The organism is Streptomyces sp. NBC_00820 (assembly GCF_036347055.1).
Classification (GTDB): Bacteria; Actinomycetota; Actinomycetes; order Streptomycetales; family Streptomycetaceae; genus Streptomyces.
The window spans coordinates 6,306,135-6,328,148 of the sequence record NZ_CP108882.1 but is presented as its reverse complement, the minus strand read 5'-3'; the positions used below and the strand labels follow the sequence as shown (position 1 = coordinate 6,328,148).

The following is a 22,014-nucleotide window of genomic DNA, read 5'->3' as shown; positions in this document are numbered from 1 at the left end:
GCGCTCGTCGTCCTCGACATGATCGAGAGGGCTGGGGATGCGTATGCCCCGACATACGCAGGTTCACGCAAAAGGGCCGGTTCCGCCACCTGGAAGTGAGGCGGAACCGGCCCTTTCGAGGCCTTCTCCGGTCGCGTTAGTCGCGCGCCGGCTCCACCGGGTCCACGACGGCGGACGTGCCGCCGAACTTGGCGTCCAGCCTGCCGTCGAGCTTGGCGACCAGACCGGTGACCTGGCGGGCGATGTCCGGCGCGGTCAGGCCGATCTCGGTCATGACCTCGGCGCGGGAGGCGTGGTCGAGGAAGCGCGGCGGGATGCCGAAGTCACGCAGCGGCACGTCCACGCCCGCGTCGCGCAGTGCCTGCGCGATCGCGGAGCCGACGCCGCCGACGCGGCTGTTGTCCTCGACGGTGACGACCACCCGGTGCCGCTCGGCGAGCGGGGCCATGGCCTCGTCGACGGGCTTGACCCAGCGCGGGTCGACGACGGTGGTCGAGATGCCCTGCTTGTCGAGCAGCCCGGCGATCTCCAGGCACATCGGGGCGAGGGCGCCCACGGAGACCAGCAGCACGTCGGGCGTGTCGGTGCCCGGCTCGCGCAGCACGTCCATGCCGCCGACCTGGCGGAGAGCCGGTACGGCGGGGCCGACGGCGCCCTTGGAGAAGCGCACCACGGTCGGCGCGTCCTCGACGGCGACGGCCTCGCGCAGCTGGGCGCGGACCTGCTCGGCGTCGCGCGGGGCAGCCAGCCGCAGCCCGGGGACGACCTGGAGGATCGACATGTCCCACATGCCGTTGTGGGAGGCGCCGTCGGTGCCGGTGACGCCGGCCCGGTCCAGGACGAAGGTCACGCCGCACTTGTGCAGCGCCACGTCCATCAGGACCTGGTCGAAGGCGCGGTTGAGGAAGGTGGCGTACACCGCGAAGACGGGGTGCACCCCGCCGTGCGCCAGGCCGGCGGCGGAGACGGCGCCGTGCTGCTCCGCGATGCCGACGTCGTAGACGCGGTCGGGGAAGCGCTTGGCGAACTTGTCCAGGCCCACCGGCTGGAGCATGGCCGCCGTGATGGCGACGATGTCGTCGCGCTCCTCGCCGAGCCTGACCATCTCGTCACCGAACACGGAGGTCCAGTCGGCGCCCGCCGCCTTGACCGGCAGGCCGGTGTCGGGGTGGATGGGGCCGATGCCGTGGAAGCGGTCGGCCTCGTCCTGGAGGGCGGGCTGGTAGCCGCGCCCCTTCTCGGTCAGGCAGTGCACGATGACCGGGCCGCCGAAGCGCTTGGCGCGGGCCAGCGCCGACTCCAGCGCCTCGATGTCGTGGCCGTCGATCGGGCCGACGTACTTCAGGCCGAGGTCCTCGAACATGCCCTGCGGGGCGATGAAGTCCTTCAGGCCCTTCTTGGCGCCGTGCAGGGTCTCGTAGAGCGGCCTGCCGACGACCGGGGTGCGCTCCAGGAAGTCCTTGCCGCGGGCGAGGAAGCGCTCGTAGCCGTCGGTGGTGCGCAGGGTGGCCAGGTGGTTGGCGAGACCGCCGATCGTGGGCGCGTACGACCGCTCGTTGTCGTTGACGACGATGACCAGCGGGCGGTCCTTGGCGTCGGCGATGTTGTTCAGCGCCTCCCAGGCCATGCCGCCGGTCAGGGCGCCGTCACCGATGACGGCGACGACACGGCTGTCCCGCTTCTTGAGCTCGTTGGCCTTGGCGATGCCGTCGGCCCAGCCGAGCACCGTGGAGGCGTGGCTGTTCTCGATGACGTCGTGCTCGGACTCGCCCTGTGCCGGATAGCCGGAAAGGCCGCCCTTCATCTTCAGCCGGGAGAAGTCCTGCCGGCCGGTGAGCAGCTTGTGTACGTAGGACTGGTGACCGGTGTCCCAGAGCACCTTGTCCTTCGGTGAGTCGAAGACCCGGTGCAGAGCGATGGTCAGCTCCACCACACCGAGGTTGGGGCCGAGGTGGCCGCCGGTCTTGGAGACGGCGTCGACGAGGAAGGTCCGGATCTCCTCTGCCAGCTGGTCCAGCTCCTCCAGGCTGAGCCGGTCCAGATCGCGCGGTCCCCTGATGCGGGTCAGCAGCGGCACCCGTGCCTCCTTGCAGTAGAGCTGATCGAGCTTTTGCCGGGGTTGATGAGTCTATTATTCCGGCTTGATCGCCGGTGCCCGGGTCCGGCACACGAAGGTGCCCGGCACCTTGTAGGCACCGGGCACTTCGACCTGCCAGGGGTGCGGGGAGCCGCGCGACCAGCCACGACGGACCGGTTCCCGCGCACTCGCCCCCCGCATCTTCGTGGCGGATCCGTTACGCGCGACCCGCGGTCTTCTGCGTCTTACGGGTGATGGAGTCGATGACCACCGTGGTCAGCAGCACCGCGGCGGTGATCATGTACTTCACCGGCTCCGCGATGGACTCCAGCTGGAGACCGTACTGGATGGACACGATCACCAGCACACCCAGCAGGGCGTTCCAGGTGCGGCCGCGGCCACCGAAGAGCGAGGTGCCACCGATGACGGCCGCGGCGATCGCGTTCATCAGCAGGTCGCCGGCGCCGGCGCTCTGGTTGGCGGAGGCGATCTTCGAGGCCAGGAACAGACCGCCGATGGCGGCGAAGCCACCGGAGATCGCGAACACCGAGATGCGCACCGCCGTGACGTTGATGCCCGCACGGCGGGAGGCCTCCACGCTGCCACCGAGCGCGAAGATCTTGCGACCGTAGGCGGTACGGCGGAGCACGAAGTCGGTGGCGACCAGGAACACGAGGAAGATCACCGTGGCCAGCGGCAGGCCCTTGTACTGGTTGTACATGTAGGCCGCGGCGAAGGAGACCACGGCGAGCAGCACGGTGCGCAGGATCGTGTCGCTGAGCGGCCGGGACGGGACGCCCGCGGCCTCGCGGCGCCGGTTGCCGAGGAAGGAGGAGACGAAGAACAGCACGACCACGACGCCGGCGAGGCCGTACGCGGCGGCCACGTCCGAGAAGAAGTACGTGGTCAGGTTGCTGATCAGACCGTCGTAGCTCAGGTTGATCGTGCCGTCGTCACCCAGCACCTTCAGCATGAAGCCGAGCCAGAACAGCAGGCCGGCCAGCGTCACGGCGAAGGCGGGAGCGCCGAGCACCGCGAAGAAGAAGCCGTGCAGCGCACCGATGGCCGCGCCGATGGCGATGGCGACGAGGACGGCCAGCCACTCGGGCATACCCTGGTTGACCGCCATCACGGCGGCGAGGGCACTGGCCGCGCCGCTGACCGAGCCGACCGACAGGTCGATCTCGCCGAGCAGCAGCACGAAGACGATGCCGACCGAGATCATGCCCGTACCGACCATCGTGACGGTGATGTCACTGATGTTCTGCGCGGAGAGGAACTCGGAGTTCAGGCACTGGAAGATCACGCAGATGAGCGCAAGGCCCACGACGACCGGGAGGGATCCCAGCTCGCCGGCCTTCATCTTGCGCTTGAAGTCGTTCCAGTAGCCCAGCAGGCCCTGCTCGCGCACGAGCAGGCGCGGGTCGACCGCGGGGACGGCGGCCGCCGGGGCCTCCGGGTTCACCACGGACTCCTCGGGACCCTCGGGGGTCTCTTCGAGGTTCGCTGAGGTCTTGTCGATGGTCACTGGGAAACCTCCCCGTTCGTGCGCGCCGCACGGCGGGTCACAGCGTTGTCGGAGGCGCCCGTGATGGCGGAGATGATCTCCTCCTGCGAGGTCGTCTTGACCTCGAAGACGCCGTTGTTGCGGCCGAGGCGCAGAACGGCGACCTTGTCGGCCACCGCCTTCACGTCCGCCATGTTGTGGCTGATGAGGATGACGGCGTGGCCGCGCTCGCGCAGTCGCTCGACGAGGTCGAGGACCTGGGCGGTCTGCTCGACGCCGAGGGCGGCGGTGGGCTCGTCCAGGATCACCAGCTTGGGCTCGCCGAGCATGGACCGGGCGATGGCCACGGTCTGGCGCTGACCGCCGGACAGCGAGGCGATCGGGATACGCACGCTGGGGATACGGATCGAGAGCGTGGTGAGCAGCTCGCGGGCGCGGCGCTCCATCTCGACCTCGTCCAGGACACCCCACTTCCTCAGCTCACGGCCGAGGAACAGGTTGCCGACGACGTCGATGTTGTCGCACAGCGCGAGGTCCTGGTAGACCGTCGCGATCCCCAGGGCCTGGGAGTCGTGCGGCCGGCTGATCGAGACGGCCTTGCCGTCCCATTCGATGACGCCCTCATCGATGGGGTGCACGCCGGCGATCGTCTTGACCAGCGTGGACTTTCCGGCGCCGTTGTCGCCCACCAGGGCGACCACCTCACCGGCGTGGACCTCAAGCTCTACGTCGGTGAGCGCCTGGACGGCACCGAATCGCTTGGAGACCCCGCGCAACGCCAGCACGGGCGTAGCGGACACGTGAACCATCTCCTTCGCCGCCTGACCCGGCGGGAGGTTGTGCAGAAGAATGTGGGGAGTTCCGTCCGGCGCCCCGCGCCGAGCTTGCGGGGCTGTTTATGCGCGGGGCGCCGGAGGAGCCTTGGACAGCCGGTCCCGTCCCACGGGGGCATCCGGGAGTGGACGCCCGTACCGGGGAGGTGACTTGGGGCTGCTTAGCTGAGGCCGAGCTTCGCGCAGGCGGCCTTGTAGTCGCTCGTGCAGATGTCGGCGACGGTGTAGATGCCGTCCTTGATGACGGTGTCCTTGATGTTGTCCTTCGTCAGCGAGACGACCGGCACGATGATCGACGGAACGTCCGTGGCGCTGCCCGAGGAGACCTTGTCCTTGGCGATGGTGTCCAGGCTGGTGCCCTTGGCCAGAGCGACCGCCAGCTCGGCCGCGACGTCGGCCTCCTGCGGGTAGGACTTGTACACGCTCATGTTCTGCTCACCGGAGACGATGCGCTGCACACCGGCCAGCTCGGCGTCCTGCCCGGTGACCGGGACCTTGACGCCCGCGGACTTGAGGGCGGTGATGATACCGCCGGCCATGCCGTCGTTGGCGGAGTAGACGCCCGCGATCTTGCCCTTGCCGACCGAGGAGATCGCCGCCTCCATCTCGGAGTTGGCGTTGTCCGGCGACCACTCCTTGGTGTCGTACTCCTTGGCGATGGTCACCTTGCCGTCCAGGACGGAGTGCGCGCCGTCCTTGAACTGCTTGGCGTTCGGGTCGGTGACCGAGCCGTTGACCATGACGATCTTGGTGGACTTCTTGGCCTTGTCGCCCAGCGCCTTCAGCAGGGCCTCACCCTGCGTCTTGCCGACCTGCGTGTTGTCGAACGAGGTGTAGGCGCTGATCGGGCCCTCGGCGAGGCGGTCGTAGGCGACGACCTTGATGCCGGCGTCCTTGGCCTTCTGCACGGAGTTCTGGATCGCCTTGGCGTCCACCGCGTCCACGATGAGGACGTCCACCTTGTTGGTGATCATCGTGTCGACCTGCTGAGCCTGCAGGTTCGCGTCCTGGCGGGCGTTGTTGTACTCGACCTGCGCCTTGCCGTTCGTCAGCTCCTTGATCTTCTTCTCGATCAGCGGGCGGTCGAACTTCTCGTAGCGCGCGGTCTTGTTCTCCGGGAGAAGGAGACCGATCTTGATGTCGTCACCCTTCTTGGCGGACGACGAGGAGGAGCTGCTGCTGTCCTTGGACTCCTTGGCACTGCCACAGGCGGCCAGCGAGACGGCCATCGCACCAGCGGCAACGGCAACGGCGGCACGACGCATACGCGTGTTCACTCTAGAAACCTCCCTGACGAGGCCGCGTCGTTGCGGCCGAGGTGGCTGGAAGTCAACTCGGCCGCGAGTACGACGTCAAGAAGTAAATACTTAACGAGATGGCAACGGTGCCATCCGTTATCTAAGTGAAGGCAGGCGTGGCCGCCGGAAGGGCCGCGGCGGCGGAGCCGTCCAAAAGGGTCGAATCACCCATCTCACTCAGTGCGAGGGCGAGCGCCCCGAGCACCTCGGCGCGCCCGCCAAGTGCCCCTGGAAGCACGGAGAGTTGGCGCGCGGCACTGGGGATCGCGTAGCGGCTCACGGACTCCCTGATGGGCCCCAGCACCAGCTCACCGGCTTCGGCGAGGTCACCGCCCAGGACCACCCGGCTGGGGTTCAGCAGATTGCAGAGATTGGCCACACCGCTGCCGATGTGACGGCCGACGTCGGCGATCACCCGACGACAGCCCGGGTCGCCGTCCCTGGCCAGCCGTACGACGCCCTCCATGGTCAGGTCCTTGCCGTGACTGGGCTGGAGCAGCGGGAGCACGTACCGGGCGGCCGTGAAGGTCTCCAGGCAGCCGCGGTTGCCGCAGCGGCAGACCGGCCCTGCCTCGTCGAGCGTGATGTGCCCGATCTCCCCGGCGGTGCCGCCCGGGCCGCGATAGATCATCCCGTTGATCACCAGGCCGGCGCCGACGCCGCTGGCGACCTTGATGTAGGCGAGGTCGCGCACCCCCCTGCCGCTGCCCCAGACCAGCTCGCCGAGGGCCCCGAGATTGGCGTCGTTGTCCACGTGCACGGGGACGCCGAGCCGGTCGTACAGCTCCTCGGCGGGCTTGGCGCCGCTCCAGCCGGGCAGGATCGCGGTGGACCCCAGCGTGCCCGATTCCACGTCGATCGGGCCCGGCACACCGAGCCCGACCCCGGCCACCTTGGTCCGGTCCACCCCGGTGGCCGCGATCAGGCGGGCGACCAGCTCCTCGGCCCGGTCGAAGCCCTGTGCGGCGGAGGCGTCGACGTCCAGTGGCTCGGACTCCTCGGCCAGCACCTGGTGCGCGAGGTTCCCGATCGCGACGCGCAGGTGGGCGTGCCCGAAGTCGATGCCGATCACGATCCCGGCGTCCCCGCTCAGGGAGACGCTGCGGGCCCGCCGGCCACCGGCCGACGTGGGCGTGACCTCGACGGTCCCGCCGTCCTTCAGCTCCCGCACGATGTTCGAGACGGTCGCGGCGGACAGGCCGGTCGTCCGTGCGATCTCCGCCTGCGTGAGCGACCCGGCCAGCCGCACGGCCCGCACGACTCGTTCCAGGTTGGCTCGGTGCAGCGACGACTGCGACCCCGGAGTCTCCATCGACCCATCCACTCCCGCCATCGGCCGGGCGGCCCCATCGCCGCCCGTGGCCCAGGTCACATCCGCGGAACCGGGCCACTTACAAGTTATGAACTCCAAGCTGTGCTGAACGGGTTACCGCAGTCAAGTCCTTGACGGAAATCGCTGTCACGTCCCCGACCCCGCCGCAGCCCCCTCCCGGACCCGCCCAGCCCACCCCCGAGCTGGGCGGAAACCCCCCTACAGGGGCCGTGGGAGCGGGGGTTCCGGGGTGCGGAAGAGCACGGGCGCGGCCTCGGGGTGATCGTTCAGGCGCGGAATCCGGGCCCGGTCCGTGACCGGGTTGTGACCAGGCCGGAGATCACCCAGGTGCGAATCACGAGTGCGAAGGGGGGCCCGGGAGCCGGGACGGCAGACGCGACGGGACACGCCTCCGGACGCGGCCCAGGAGACCTGGGCGGGGCGTCGCGGGGGGGGTCCGGAGCCGGGACCGAGGCCGCGGCGCGACGGGGCTCGGGTGGGGCGGCGGGCAACGGCGCGGTCGGCGACTGCACCCGATACGACGCCCTGCCTCGGACCCCCGGCACCGCGGCACCCGGCACCCGGCACCCCACGTCTCCAGGCCTCCAGGCCTCCAGGCACCGAACGCCCCGGTCGCGGCCCCTCACCGTCAGGGGCCGCGACCGGGGACCGTACGACGGCTGCGGCGGCCGAGGCCGGCCGCCGCAGCCGTTTCCGCTACTTCAGCGCCCCCGCCGTCAGCCCCGCCACCACCTGGCGCTGGAAGACGACGTACGCCGCGAGGACCGGCAGCATCGCCATGACCAGGCCGGCGAAGAGGCCGGACCAGTCGCCCTTGTACCCCTGGCTGACGGCGAGCTGGACCAGGCCCTGGGTGAGGACCTTCTTGTCGGGGTCGGTGTTGAGGACCGTGGGGAGCATGTACTGGTTCCACTGGCCCAGGAAGTTGAAGATGCCGACGCTGATCAGGCCGGGCTTGGCCATGGGCAGCATGATCTGGAAGAACGTACGGGTGTGCGAGGCGCCGTCGACGAAGGCCGCTTCCGCCACCGATGTGGGCAGCGTGCGGAAGAAGGCCGTCAGGAAGAAGACGGTGAACGGCAGCGAGTACGCGATGTAGACCAGGATCAGGCCGTGGATCGTGTTCAGCAGGCCCATGTTGTTCACGACGTAGAACAGCGGGACCAGCGCCAGCATGATCGGGAAGCTCATGCCGCCGACGAACAGGTAGTAGATGAAGCGGTTGCCGGGGAAGTCGAAGCGGGCCAGGACGTAGGCCGCCATCGAGCCCAGCACCAGCGTGCCGATCAGCGAACCGCCCACCACCAGGATGGTGTTGAGGAAGTAGTCGCTCATGTTGGCCTGGGTCCAGGCCCGCGACCAGTTGTCGAAGTGCAGCTTGTCCGGCAGGGACCAGGGCGAGCCGAAGATGGAGCTGTCGTCCTTGAAGGACGTCATCACCGCCCACAGCAGCGGCATGACCACCATGATCGCCCACACGATCAGCATGCCGTGCGAGAAGACGTTGAGGACGAAGCCGTCCTTCTTCCCGGAGCCGGGCTTCACCGGCGCCACGTCGATCTTGGCGATGGCCGGGCCGGACTCGGCCGGCCGCGGGGCGGGGGGTTCGGTCGTCTTCATGGCTGTCAGAACTCCAGGCGCTCGCGACGGCCCAGCCGCATCACGATCGCCGCGAAAGCGAGCGTGACGACGAGCAGGGCGACGCCGATGGTGGTGGCGTAGGCGGCCTGACCGTCCCGGAACGCCTTCTGGTACACGTACAGGACCATCACCGTGGTCGAGTAGTCGGGCCCGCCCGGACCCGTCGTCATGATCTGGACGACCGCGAACGACTCGGCGCCGAGCGCCAGGATGCCCATGTACACCCAGCCGGACTGCACGGTGTCCCAGAGCAGCGGCAGGGTGACACGGAAGAAGGTGGTGACCCGGCTCGCGCCGTCGAGCAGGGCCGCCTCGTACAGCTCGGCCGGGATCGAGGCCATGCCCGCCGAGAACAGGACCACGAAGAAGCCGACCGTGGACCAGACGAGCACCGCCATCACGCACCACAGCGCGAGGCTCGGGTCGCCCAGCCAGAGCGGCTGGACGCTGTCGAGACCGATGCCGCGCAGCAGTGAGTTGATCGCACCGCTGTCGGGGTTGTACGCGAAGGCGAAAAGCAGCGAGACGATCGCGATCGACAGTACCTGTGGGAAGAAATAGACGATTTTGTAGAAGGAGGAGCCCCGGACCCCCGAGATCACGGGGCCGCCCCTTCTGCGCCGCCCGCCCACATTGATCATGAAGGCGAAGAACAGCGCCAGACTCAGTGTCACCAGTGGCAGCACCAGAGCGAAGAGCAGGCTGTGCTGCAACGACTTCCAGAAGATGTCGTCGTGCAACATCCTCTCGTAGTTGTCGAAGCCGACCATCTTGAATTCGGGGCTCAGGCCGGTCCAGTCCGTGAACGAGTAGTAGATGGACTGGATGAACGGCCACACCACGAAGAGGGCGTACAGTCCCAGGGGCACTGCCAGGAACCCCACAATGAACCGGTACTTGCCGTGCTGCATCGCCACTCCGGTGCTGTAAGGGTGCTGGTTACTGGTGCTTGTAGTGCTTGATCGAGGAGTCCTTGGCCGCCTCGTCGGCGAAGCCCTGGATCTTCTTGATGGCCTCGGCCGGGGTGAGGCGGCCGGCCATCATCTCGCCGAGACCGGCCACGCCGATCTTCTCCTTCTGCAGCTGCACGTACCAGTCCTGGATCCGCGGGTTCACCACGTTGGACCCGGCCTTGTCCAGCGCCGCCACACCCGACTTCAGACCCGGGGTGAGGGTGATGCCGGTGGTGCCGCCGTTGTACGCCGTCAGCGACTTCACCTTCGCGGTGAAGTTCTTCGAGGACGCCTCGGAGAGCATGATGCGCAGCTGCTCCATGCCGCCCTCGGTGTTCGCCGCCTTGGCCGGGACGATGAACGGCTCACCGCCGGAGGCCCAGATGGTGCCGAACGGCATCTTGTCCGAGCTGTCGATGCCGGTGGGCGCGGAGACGGCGAGGTCGAAGTCGGCCGGGATGACGTTCGCCGACTCGTTCTCCACCCAGGAGCCGTTCGGGATGAACAGCGCCTTGCCCTTGGCCCAGGCCGTCTGCGACTGGATGTGGTCCAGGCCCGGGGTCCCCTTGAGGATGTAGCCCTTCTTGTACAGCTCGTAGTAGGCCTCGAAACACGCCTTGACGGCCGGGTGCTTCCAGGCGTTCGGCTCCAGGTTGTCGATGGCGTCCAGCACCTCGCGGCCGCCGACCTTGCCGATCATCGGGTACAGCGAGAAGGGGACGTAGTACGGGTACTTGCCCGCGTACGTCCAGCCCGCGATGCCCTTCTTCTTGGCCTTCGCGCAGACCGCGAGCATCTCGTCCCAGGTCTCGGGGTACTGGGCGTCCAGCGAGTCCAGCGCCTTCTGCGAGTACCAGACGCCGTAGACGGTGTAGGCGTAGTACAGGATCCAGACCGGGTCGCCGTCGAACTGGCCCATCTCCACGATGCCGGGGCGCAGCGTGTCGCGGACCTTCTTGGCCGGGTCGTCGTACGACGGCGCGTCCAGCAGCGGGGTGAGGTCCGCCAACTGCTTCTTGCCGACGAGGACGCCCATGTCCATCTGCTCGGCGCCGGAGTTGTCGATGAGGTCCGGCGGGGTGCCCTGGTTGAAGCGGGGCTGGAGGGTGGACTGGATCTTCTGGGTGGCCGAGAACTTCACCGAGGACTTGGGGAAGTCCTTCTCGTAGACCTTCACCGCGTCCTCGGCGTACTCCTTGCCGAAGCCGCCGTCGAAGAGGACGAACTCCATCTTGGCGGTCTCGTTGACCGCGAGCGGGTTCTTCGCGGTCTTCTTGCCCGCCTTGGCCTTGTCCTGTCCGTCACCGCCGCTGCTCGCGCAGGCGGACAGCAGGCCCATGCCGGGCGCCGCCACCAGGCCGAGCGCGGCGGACCGCTTGATCAGATCGCGTCGGCCGACACCGTCGCCACCGTGCTGCTCAGTGGATCCCATGCTCAAGTCCTCGCCTTCTCCAGGACTCAGGCGGTGAACCGGATCCTCCCCGGCACCGCGGTCGGGTCGTGCTGGGTCGTGCTGGGTCATGCAGGAAACGCCGACAGGTATAGTCCACTTGAGCCCGGCCGGGCAAGATCGAATGCAAGGTTGGCCATGGGTCTTTTCCGAGTTGAGACCTCACGGAAATATCTGCGGCCGATTCGCACCCCCGGAAAAATCTTCCGACATAGGCCCCTGAATGCCACACCCAACACCCTTGACATCATCGGCCACTTGGCCACCTACTGGTTCCTGCGCATCGAAGTTGACAACGTTGTCCAGAGGGGGCAGGAGGGGAATCCGCAGATGCAGCGGAGAACTCGGCACAGATGGGCTCCGGCGGTCGTCATCACGGCCGCTTTTGTCATGGCCGCCGGGGCACAGGGTGCCGCGGTCGCCCTGCCGGCCAAGGCACCGGCCGCAGGCGGGGAGTTCGCATCCTCGTTCGAGACGGGTGATCCGGCACCCGACTGGCTGAACAGCGTCGACACGGGACCGGACGGCACCAGGCGCGCCTCGGGCGTGGACGGCGGCTACAGCACCGGCATCCCGGGCAACGTCACCGACCATGTGACCGAGGTCCGGGCGAACGGCGAGAACACGGGCGCGGGCGAGGTGAAGGAGAACCTCGTCGACGGCGAGCCCGGCACCAAGTGGCTGACCTTCCAGCCGGCCGGCTGGGTCGAGTTCGACCTCGACAAACCGGTCAGGCTGGTGACCTACGCGCTCACCTCGGCCAACGACTTCGACGAGCGCGACCCGAAGGACTGGACGCTCCAGGGGTCGACGGACGGCAAGGACTGGAAGACGCTCGACACCCGCTCGGGCGAGTCCTTCCCGGAGCGGTTCCAGACCAGGTCGTACGACCTCGCCGAGCCGGCCGAGTACCAGCACTTCCGGCTGGACGTGACGAAGAACAACGGCGCCTCGGACGTCCTGCAGATCGCCGACGTGCAGTTCTCCACCGGCGGCGGGAACGGGCCGGTGCCGCAGGACATGCTGTCGCTGGTCGACAAGGGCCCGAGCGGCTCGCCGACGGCCAAGGCGGGCGCCGGGTTCACCGGCAAGCGGGCGCTGCGTTACGCCGGCCGGCACACGGCGGCCGGGCGGGCGTACTCGTACAACAAGGTCTTCGACGTGAACGTGAAGGTCGGCCGCGACACGCGCCTGTCGTACCGGCTCTTCCCCTCGATGGCCGACGGCGACCGTGACTACGACGCCACGAACGTCTCCGTCGACCTCGCCTTCACGGACGGCACCTATCTGAGCGACCTGGGCGCGACGGACAGCCACGGCTTCGCGCTGACCCCGCGCGGCCAGGGCGCGGCGAAGGTGCTGTACGTCAACCAGTGGAACAACGTGGCCTCGTCGATCGGCTCGGTGGCGGCCGGCAAGACCGTCGACCGGATCCTGCTGGCGTACGACTCCCCGGACGGCCCGGCGAAGTTCCGCGGCTGGATCGACGACGTGGCGCTCGGGACGGTGGCCCCGGAGAAGCCCAGGGCCCACCTGTCCGACTACGCGCTGACCACCCGCGGCACCAACTCCAGCGGAAGCTTCTCGCGCGGCAACAACTTCCCCGCCACCGCGCTTCCGCACGGCTTCAACTTCTGGACGCCGGTGACCAACGCGTCTTCGCTCAGCTGGCTCTACGAGTACGCACGTGCGAACAACGACGACAACCTGCCCACGATCCAGGCGTTCAGCGCGAGCCACGAACCCAGCCCCTGGATGGGTGACCGGCAGACCTTCCAGCTGATGCCGTCGGCGGCGGGGGGCACCCCGGCGACCGGCCGCGAGGCGCGGCAGCTGGCCTTCCGGCACGAGAACGAGACCGCGCGGCCGTACTACTACGGGGTGCGGTTCGAGAACGGTCTGAAGGCGGAGATGACGCCCACCGACCACGCGGCGGTGATGCGTTTCACCTACCCGGGTGCGGACGCGAGCGTGTTGTTCGACAACGTCACCGAACAGGCCGGCCTGACCCTGGACAAGGAGCACGGGATCGTCAGCGGCTACTCCGACGTGAAGTCGGGGCTGTCGACGGGCGCGACCCGGCTGTTCGTGTACGGCGTGTTCGACAAGCCGGTGACGGACGGCTCGTCGAGCGGGGTGAAGGGCTACCTGCGCTTCGCCGCGGGCGCCGACCACACCGTCACCCTGCGCCTGGCCACCTCGCTGATCGGCATCGACCAGGCGAAGGCCAACCTGGCGCAGGAGGTCCCGGACGGCACCTCCTTCGACACCGTCCGGGCGCGCGCCCAGCACACCTGGGACAAGCTGTTCGGCAAGGTCGAGGTGGAGGGCGCCACCCAGGACCAGCTGACCTCGCTGTACTCCAGCATGTACCGGCTGTACCTCTACCCGAACTCCGGCTTCGAGAAGGTCGACGGCAAGGACCGGTACGCGTCGCCCTTCTCCGCCATGCCGGGCCCGGACACCCCGACCCACACCGGCGCGAAGATCGTCGACGGCAAGGTGTACGTCAACAACGGCTTCTGGGACACCTACCGGACCACCTGGCCGGCGTACTCCTTCCTGACGCCCTCGCAGGCCGGCGAGATGGTGGACGGGTTCGTCCAGCAGTACAAGGACGGCGGCTGGACCTCCCGCTGGTCCTCCCCCGGCTACGCCGACCTGATGACCGGCACCTCCTCCGACGTGGCGTTCGCCGACGCGTACGTCAAGGGCGTGAAGTTCGACGCGAAGGCGGCGTACGACGCGGCCCTGAAGAACGCGACCGTGGTGCCCCCGTCGTCGGGTGTGGGCCGCAAGGGCATGAGCACCTCGCCCTTCCTCGGCTACACCAGCACCGCCACCGGCGAGGGCCTGTCGTGGGCGATGGAGGGCTACGTCAACGACTACGGCATCGCGAAGATGGGCGAGGCCCTCTACAAGATGACCGGCGTCGAGCGGTACAAGGAGGAGTCCCGGTACTTCCTCAACCGGGCCCGGGACTACGTGAACCTCTTCGACACCAAGGCGGGCTTCTTCCAGGGCCGTGACGCCAAGGGGAACTGGCGCGTGGACTCCGCCAAGTACGACCCGCGCGTGTGGGGTTACGACTACACGGAGACCAACGGCTGGGGCTACGCCTTCACCGCCCCGCAGGACAGCCGGGGCCTGGCCAACCTCTACGGCGGCCGCGCCGGCCTCGCGGACAAGCTCGACGAGTACTTCGCCACGCCGGAGACCGCCTCCCCGGACCACGTCGGCTCCTACGGCGGTGTCATCCACGAGATGACCGAGGCGCGGGACGTCCGGTTGGGCATGTACGGCCACTCCAACCAGGTGGCGCACCACGTGATCTACATGTACGACGCGGCAGGCGAGCCCTGGAAGGCGCAGTCGACCGTCCGTGAGGCGCTCTCCCGCCTCTACACCGGCAGCGAGATCGGGCAGGGCTACCACGGCGACGAGGACAACGGCGAGCAGTCGGCCTGGTACCTCTTCTCCTCGCTCGGCTTCTACCCGCTGGTCATGGGCAGCGGCGAATACTCCATCGGCTCGCCGCTGTTCAAGAAGGCGACCGTGCACCTGGAGAACGGCCACGACCTGGTGATCAAGGCGCCGCGCAACAGCACGAAGAACGTGTACGTGCAGAGTGTGAAGGTCAACGGCCGCTCCTGGAGCTCGACTTCGCTCCCCCACTCGCTGCTGTCCAAGGGCGGGGTGCTGGAGTTCTCCATGGGCTCCAAGCCGTCGGCGTGGGGCACGGGCAAGCATGCCGCCCCGGTCTCCGTCACCCAGGACGACAAGGTGCCGGCACCGCGCGCGGACGTCCTCAAGGGCGACGGCGCCCTGTTCGACAACACCTCGGCGACGGAGGCCACGGTCACCGCGGTGGACCTTCCGGTCACCGGCGCCGTGAAGCCCGTCCAGTACACGCTGACCTCCTCGGCGGACCACGCCAGGGCACCGGCCGGCTGGACCCTCCAGGGCTCGGCGGACGGCACCACGTGGAAGACGCTGGACCACCGCGGCGGTGAGTCGTTCGCGTGGGACCGGCAGACCCGCGCGTTCACCATCGCCACGCCGGGCTCGTACGCGAAGTACCGGCTGGTGCTGGACGGCGAGTCGACGCTGGCGGAGGTGGAACTGCTGGCCTGACGCCCCCAGGGGCACGGGGAAGGGGCGGGCCCATGTGGGTCCGCCCCTTCTTCATGCCGCCGTCGGTCCGCCGTCATACGGTCGGGGTGCGATCGGCGTGCGGTGGCTCAGCTCGTGGCGATCGTGAACACGTGCAGGTCCGCGTTCTGCGGGAGGCGGACGCTCTTCACCTTCTTGCCGTCCGGCGCGGCGAACGGCGCGGTCGCGAAGACGTAGGTCGCCACCGGGTCCTTGTCGGCGCCCGCGACATTGCGGTAGGCCGCCTTGGCGACGACCTCGTTGCCGTACTGGACGGTCCCGCCGCCTCCTCCGACGGTCCAGTCGGTGAAGGAGAGGTCGACGGTGCCGGTCGTGCCGTCGGTGTAGGTGACGGTGGCCTTGGTCTGCTGGTTGCCGTTGACCGCGCTGCCGATGAACGACAACTTGGCTGCCGGTGTGCCGAGTTCGACGGTCTGGCCGGTGGCCGAGGCGTTGTCCGCACGCCCGGCGGGCGAGTCGGGCCAGTTGAAGGTGAGGCCGCCGGTCGTGGCCTGCCTGCCGGGGGTGAGGCCCGCGTCGGCGAGGGCCTGGCGGGAGTAACTCCAGCCGCCGCCGTCGTAGTCGGCCTCGTCGTGGTCGCCCTGGTCGTCCGAGATCCCGGTGCTGTTGTAGGCGGCGAGCAGGGTACCCGGGGCGGCCACGGTCAGTGAGACGGGCTGTTCGTAGGAGGTGTCGCCCGAGGTCACCGTGACGTCCGCCGTGGCGAATCCCTGGGTGGCGTCCTCGGCCGCGGCGAGGGTGATCTGCCGGTCGCCGTCGGTGACCGTGCCCTCGGCGGGCGTGGCCGTGACCCCGGGCGGGGTCTGGACCTTGAAGCGCACCTCGGGTCCGGTGCCGCCGCTCAGCGCAAGCGCGCGGATGCCGATCTTCGCGCTCTCGCCGGGTGCCAGGGTGGCGGCGGTGGGGCCGACACCGATCTGGTACGGCTGCTCGCCCTCCCGGAAGGACGGCGGCGGGGAGCCGGCGCCCCAGGTGCGGTCCGGGGTGGCGGCGAGGGTGTAGTCCAGGCGGCCGCCGTCCCGCACGAACGAGGCGGGCAGCCAAGGCCGGTCGCTGGAGCGGCCGTTGACCTTCAGGGAGTGCACGTAAGGCGCGTCGGCAGCCGCTCCCGCGGCCCGGATGGAGATGTCGTTGCCGTGCGGGCGCTTGATCTCGACACGCTCGAACAGCGGTGAAGCCAGCACGAGTTCAGCACGGGAGGGGACCTGGGGGTACATGCCCATGGCGGAGAAGACGTACCAGGCAGACATCGCGCCGAGGTCGTCGTTGCCGGGGATGCCGTCCGGCCTGGTCGACCACAGCTGCCGCATGGCCGCGCGGACCGTCTCCTGCGCCTTGTACGGGGCACCCGCGTAGTCGTACAGGTAGGGGACGTTGAGCGAGGGCTCGTTGTCGAGTTCGGACTTGGTGCCGCCGTTGCCGGTGAAGGCCCAGGCGCCGTCGGCGGTGTGGAAGAAGGAGTCGAGCCGCGCGAGGGCCTTGTCCGTGCCGCCCATCGCGGCGAAGAGCCCGGCTGGGTTGTGCTGGACCATCCAGGTGTACTGGGCGGCGCTTCCCTCCACGAAGCCGTTGCCGGTGTCCGGGGTGAATCCGGTGACCCAACTGCCGTCCGCCTTGCGGTTGGCGCTGTAGCCGCCGCTCGGATCTGCCGCGATGTTGAAGTTGTTCTGCCACCACTGGGCGCGGCGGGCGAAGTCGGCGGCGGTGTCCTTCCGCCCTGCCGCGCGGGCGAGTTGGGAGAGGGAGAAGTCGGCGGTGGACATCTCCAGGGTCTCGGCGGCACCGCCCCAGGCGTTGGAGACGCTGGGCATGTAGTGCAGCTTGAGGTACCTGTCGAGCGAGGGTCTCTGACCGACCGACAGCACCGGCTTCCCGGACGCGGACAGGTCCGCCGGGGTCGGGACGGTCGCCGCCTCGACCAGGGAGTCCAGGGCGCCCTCGAGGTCGAATCCGGTGCCGCCGAAGGCGCGGATGCCGGCCAGCGCGGTGGGCGAGGGGTCGCCGTTCATCACGTGGGTGCCGCTCGCGCCGTGCAGCCAGCGGTCCCAGGTCCCGCCGTTCTGCCGGGCGAGTTCGTACAGCGACTGCGCGATGTCCGAGCCGGTTCGCGGGTCGAGGAGGGTCAGCAGCTGCACCTGGTCGCGGTAGACGTCCCAGCCGGAGAAGGTGCCGTACTGGGCGCGGTGACCGTGCCCCACCCGGTGGACCGTGCCGTCGCTGCCCCGGTAGCGGCCGTCGGCGTCGCTGATGACGTTGGGGTGCAGCAGGGAGTGGTAGAGCGCGGTGTAGAAGGTGGTGCGGTCGCCGTCGGTGCCGCCGCCGACCCGGATGGCGGCGAGCCGGTCGCGCCAGGCGCGGTGGGCCGCTTCCCGGACGGCGCCGAAGGAGCGGCCGGGCGGGTTCTCGGCCCTGAGGTTGGCCTCGGCGGCCCGCTGACTGACGTAGGAGATACCGACCTTGACGTTCACCGCTCCGGTGCCGGGCGCGAACCGGACGTACCCGCCGGCTCCCTTGCCCGCGACGGGCCGGCCGCCGTGCGAGAAGCCGCCGGTACCACCGGAGGCGTTCGTGGAGCCCGGGTTCAGCTTTTCGTCCTGCCAGGTGCCGGACGCTGTGAAGGCGCGGTCGAAACGGGCGGTGAAGTACAGGGTGTAGTAGGAGCGTTGGCCCTCCGGGTCGAGGTAGCCGCAGAAGTTCCCCGAGGTGACCGAGCCCGAGACCGTACGGGTGCCCGGGTCGATGGACACCGTCGAGTCCTGCGACCCCACCTCGGAGTTGGCGGTGCGGACGAGCAGCGAGGCGGGCTTGTCGGCCGGGTAGGTGAAGCGGGCCGAGCCCGTGCGACTGGTCGCGGTCAGGTCCGCGGTCACACCGGAGGCGAGGCCCACCTTGTAGTGGCCTGGCTCGGCGCTCTCGTCGGCGTGCTTGAAGTCCGAGGCGTAGACGGCGTCCTTGGTGTCGCTCGCCGGTGAGGAGGTGACCTCGCCCGCGTACGGGAAGACGGGGATGTCACCGCTGCCGCCCGCGCAGCCGGTGCCGGACATGTGGGTCAGGCTGAAACCGCGGATCCGGGTGGCGTCGTACTGGTAGCCGCCGGGCGCGGCGGTTCTGGTCGCGTCACCTCTGGTGTTCTCCGGGCTCCAGGAGAGCATGCCGAACGGCACGACGGCACCGGGGAAGGTGTCGCCGCCGTTGCTGGTGCCGATCAGCGGATCGACGTACGACGTCGGGTCCTTGACCAGGTCGGGGGGAGCGGCGCTCGCCGCGAGGGCGGGGGTGGCGCCACCGGCCGCGAGCACGGCGGCCAGCAGCAGGGACAGGGGGCGAAAACGCATGGCGCGGCCCTTCTCCTTACGGACGGGTCGCGCACCACCGGTCGCACAAGCCGCAGGGACAGTAACGTGCGCCACCCGTACCACGGAAGACCGCGTACGCCCGCGCAGGCATCGGCACAGTTCCCCCGGGTTCACCCTGTTTCACCCCGTCGGGCTACCTCAAGTGGGTTGACATCGTTGTCGATTGAGGCGGTAAAGTCATGTGAAAACCATCAGACAACGTTGTCGTGCTCCACCCCGGCGAGACCCGCGCGGAACCTCGCCGCACAAGCCACGCAACACCCGCGCGACCTGCGACATCGCCGACACGTACGCGACCTGCGCGACCTGCAACGCTTGCGAGACCTGCCAGATCCGCGACACCCGCGTCACTCGCAAGGCCCGCACGGCCCTCACGGCCTCACGGCCCGCGATGCGCACGGGCTTCGCGACAACCGCAAGACCAGCACCACCCGGGCGGGGACCCCACCCCCCTCACTCGCCCGGCTCGCGGACCCGGTGCGCACTGCTCGCCGGGTCCGCCCAGAGCGGCGAAGGGCCGCACCCCCGTGACCGGGAGTGCGGCCCTCGACCGCTGTGCCGTGACGCCGGCCCGACCGCTTAGTTGCGGATCAGGTTGCGCAGCACGTACTGCATGATGCCGCCGTTGCGGTAGTAGTCGGCCTCACCCGGGGTGTCGATGCGGACGACCGCGTCGAACTCGACACCGGTGTCGGTGGTGACCTTGACCGTGCGCGGCGTGGTGCCGTTGTTCAGCTCCTCGACGCCGGTGAAGGAGAAGGTCTCCTCGCCGGTCAGGCCGAGGGACTCGGCGGTGGCACCCTCCGGGAACTGCAGCGGCAGGACGCCCATGCCGATGAGGTTCGAGCGGTGGATGCGCTCGTACGACTCGGCGATGACGGCCTTGACGCCGAGGAGCGCGGTGCCCTTGGCGGCCCAGTCGCGGGACGAGCCGGAGCCGTACTCCTTGCCGGCCAGGACGACCAGCGGGATGCCCTGCTCGATGTAGTTGCGCGAGGCGTCGTAGATGAAGGAGACCGGCGCGCCCTCGACGGTGAAGTCGCGGGTGTAGCCGCCCTCGGTGCCCGGCGCGATCTGGTTGCGCAGGCGGATGTTGGCGAACGTGCCGCGGATCATGACCTCGTGGTTGCCACGGCGGGAGCCGTAGCTGTTGAAGTCACGACGCTCCACACCGTGCTCGGTGAGGTACTTGCCGGCCGGGGTGTCGGCCTTGATGGCGCCGGCCGGGGAGATGTGGTCGGTGGTGACCGAGTCGCCCAGCTTGGCGAGGACGCGGGCGCCGGCGATGTCCGAGACCGGGGTGGTCTCCATCGTCATGCCCTCGAAGTAAGGGGGCTTGCGGACGTAGGTCGACTCCGCGTCCCACTCGAAGGTGTTGCCGGTCGGGATCGGCAGCGCCTGCCACTGGGCGTCGCCCGCGAAGACGTCCTGGTAGGACTTGTTGAACATGTCCTCGCCGATGGCGTTCGCCACGACGTCGTTGACCTCGGCCTCGGAGGGCCAGATGTCGGCCAGGTAGACCGGCTTGCCGTCCTGGTCGACGCCGAGGGCGTCCTTGGTGATGTCCACCTTCATGGAACCCGCGAGCGCGTAGGCGACGACCAGCGGCGGGGAGGCCAGGTAGTTCATCTTGACGTCGGGGTTGATGCGGCCCTCGAAGTTCCGGTTGCCGGAGAGGACCGAGGTGACGGCGAGGTCGTGGTCGTTGACCGCCTTGGAGACCTCCTCCGGCAGCGGGCCGGAGTTGCCGATGCAGGTGGTGCAGCCGTAGCCGACGAGGTTGAAGCCGACCTTGTCGAGGTACGGGGTCAGGCCCGCCTTGTCGAAGTAGTCGGTGACGACCTTGGAGCCCGGGGCGAGGGTGGTCTTGACCCACGGCTTGCGGGTCAGGCCCTTCTCCACGGCCTTCTTCGCGACGAGCGCGGCGGCGACCATGACGTACGGGTTCGACGTGTTGGTGCAGGAGGTGATGGCCGCGACCGTCACCGCACCGTGGTCGAGGGTGTAGGTCGAGCCGTCGGGGGCGGTCACCTGGACCGGGTTGGACGGACCACCGTTGGGGTTGACGGCCGGGGAGTCGGAGGCCGGGAAGGACTCCTCGCCCGCCTCGTCGGAGCTGGTCGTGACGTAGTTGAGCACGTCCGTCTTGAACTGCTCGGCGGCGTTCGCGAGGACGATGCGGTCCTGCGGGCGCTTCGGGCCGGCGATCGAGGGGACGACCGTGGAGAGGTCGAGCTCCAGCTTCTCGGAGAAGTCGGGCTCGGCGGCCGGGTCGAGCCAGAGGCCCTGCTCCTTGGCGTACGCCTCGACGAGCGCGACCTGCTGCGCGTCGCGGCCCGTCAGACGCAGGTACTTCAGCGTCTCGTCGTCGATCGGGAAGATCGCGGCGGTGGAGCCGAACTCCGGCGACATGTTGCCGATGGTGGCGCGGTTGGCGAGGCTCGTGGCCGCCACACCCTCGCCGTAGAACTCGACGAACTTGCCGACGACGCCGTGCTTGCGCAGCATCTCGGTGATCGTGAGCACGAGGTCGGTGGCGGTGGTGCCGGCGGGCAGCTCGCCGGTCAGCTTGAAGCCGACGACGCGCGGGATGAGCATGGAGACCGGCTGGCCGAGCATCGCGGCCTCGGCCTCGATGCCGCCGACGCCCCAGCCCAGCACACCGAGGCCGTTGACCATGGTGGTGTGCGAGTCGGTGCCGACCAGGGTGTCGGGGTACGCCTGACCGTTACGGACCATGACCGTGCGGGCCAGGTGCTCGATGTTCACCTGGTGGACGATGCCGGTGCCCGGGGGGACGACCTTGAAGTCGTCGAAGGCGGTCTGGCCCCAGCGCAGGAACTGGTAGCGCTCCTTGTTGCGGCCGTACTCCAGCTCGACGTTCTGGCCGAAGGCTTCCTTCGTGCCGAACTTGTCGGCGATCACGGAGTGGTCGATGACCAGCTCGGCCGGGGAGAGCGGGTTGACCTTGGCCGGGTCGCCGCCGAGCTCCTTGACGGCCTCACGCATGGTGGCGAGGTCGACGACACAGGGAACGCCGGTGAAGTCCTGCATGATCACGCGGGCCGGCGTGAACTGGATCTCCTGGCTCGGCTGGGCCTGGGAGTCCCAGCCGCCCAGGGCGCGGATGTGTTCGGCGGTGATGTTCGCGCCGTCCTCCGTGCGGAGCAGGTTCTCCAGCAGGACCTTGAGGCTGTAGGGCAGCCGGGCCGAGCCCTCCACCTTGTCCAGCCGGAAGATCTCGTAGGACTCGTCGCCCACCTGCAGCGTGCTGCGGGCGTCGAAGCTGTTCGCCGACACGACAGTCTCCTTCATTGATGTGCGCGTACCACCGCATCCTGCCGTCACGCCGGTCCGACCGATCCGCTAAGGTAAGGCTAAGTTAGTTAACCC

General features: G+C 68.9%; 11 protein-coding genes. 1 reads left to right on the top strand and 10 read right to left on the bottom strand.

Features of this window, described 5'->3' with window-relative positions; genetic code table 11:
* Positions 1–136: 136 nt before the first annotated feature.
* The 8 genes from dxs to ngcE all read right to left on the bottom strand — a co-directional run bounded on the left by dxs (position 137) and on the right by ngcE (position 11,074).
* On the bottom strand, positions 137–2,077 hold the full coding sequence (gene dxs, locus OIB37_RS28335; RefSeq protein ID WP_330460442.1) for a 1-deoxy-D-xylulose-5-phosphate synthase: 1,941 nt from the start codon (positions 2,075–2,077) through the stop codon (positions 137–139).
* A gap of 217 nt (positions 2,078–2,294) precedes the next feature.
* Positions 2,295–3,605, bottom strand: coding sequence for a sugar ABC transporter permease (locus OIB37_RS28330; protein WP_330460441.1), 1,311 nt, complete (start codon positions 3,603–3,605; stop codon positions 2,295–2,297).
* Positions 3,602–4,393: an ATP-binding cassette domain-containing protein gene (locus tag OIB37_RS28325; protein ID WP_330460440.1), complete on the bottom strand. Its 792-nt coding sequence runs from the start codon at positions 4,391–4,393 to the stop codon at positions 3,602–3,604. Before OIB37_RS28325 ends, OIB37_RS28330 begins: the two co-directional genes overlap by 4 nt.
* Before the next feature lie 185 nt (positions 4,394–4,578).
* The gene (locus OIB37_RS28320) at positions 4,579–5,682 is read right to left on the bottom strand and encodes a sugar ABC transporter substrate-binding protein (protein WP_330461994.1); all 1,104 of its coding nucleotides are present in this window, start codon (positions 5,680–5,682) and stop codon (positions 4,579–4,581) included.
* 133 nt (positions 5,683–5,815) lie between these two features.
* A complete protein-coding gene (locus tag OIB37_RS28315; RefSeq protein WP_330460439.1) occupies positions 5,816–7,027 on the bottom strand; it encodes an ROK family transcriptional regulator in 1,212 nt (403 codons plus the stop codon).
* 717 nt (positions 7,028–7,744) lie between these two features.
* A complete protein-coding gene (locus OIB37_RS28310; protein WP_330460438.1) occupies positions 7,745–8,668 on the bottom strand; it encodes a carbohydrate ABC transporter permease in 924 nt (307 codons plus the stop codon).
* 5 nt (positions 8,669–8,673) lie between these two features.
* Positions 8,674–9,600: a carbohydrate ABC transporter permease gene (locus OIB37_RS28305; protein WP_330461993.1), complete on the bottom strand. Its 927-nt coding sequence runs from the start codon at positions 9,598–9,600 to the stop codon at positions 8,674–8,676.
* A 28-nt stretch (positions 9,601–9,628) separates the two neighbouring features.
* Positions 9,629–11,074: an N-acetylglucosamine/diacetylchitobiose ABC transporter substrate-binding protein gene (gene ngcE, locus OIB37_RS28300; RefSeq protein ID WP_330460437.1), complete on the bottom strand. Its 1,446-nt coding sequence runs from the start codon at positions 11,072–11,074 to the stop codon at positions 9,629–9,631.
* A 348-nt stretch (positions 11,075–11,422) separates the two neighbouring features.
* On the opposite strand from ngcE, the gene OIB37_RS28295 reads away from it, so the two are divergent.
* Positions 11,423–15,226, top strand: coding sequence for a GH92 family glycosyl hydrolase (locus OIB37_RS28295; protein WP_330460436.1), 3,804 nt, complete (start codon positions 11,423–11,425; stop codon positions 15,224–15,226).
* Between the two features lie 107 nt (positions 15,227–15,333).
* Here OIB37_RS28295 and OIB37_RS28290 read toward each other — a convergent pair whose 3' ends face one another.
* The gene (locus OIB37_RS28290; RefSeq protein WP_330460435.1) at positions 15,334–18,600 is read right to left on the bottom strand and encodes a GH92 family glycosyl hydrolase; all 3,267 of its coding nucleotides are present in this window, start codon (positions 18,598–18,600) and stop codon (positions 15,334–15,336) included.
* Between the two features lie 600 nt (positions 18,601–19,200).
* Positions 19,201–21,921: an aconitate hydratase AcnA gene (acnA, locus tag OIB37_RS28285; RefSeq protein WP_330460434.1), complete on the bottom strand. Its 2,721-nt coding sequence runs from the start codon at positions 21,919–21,921 to the stop codon at positions 19,201–19,203.
* Between the last annotated feature and the right edge of the window lie 93 nt (positions 21,922–22,014).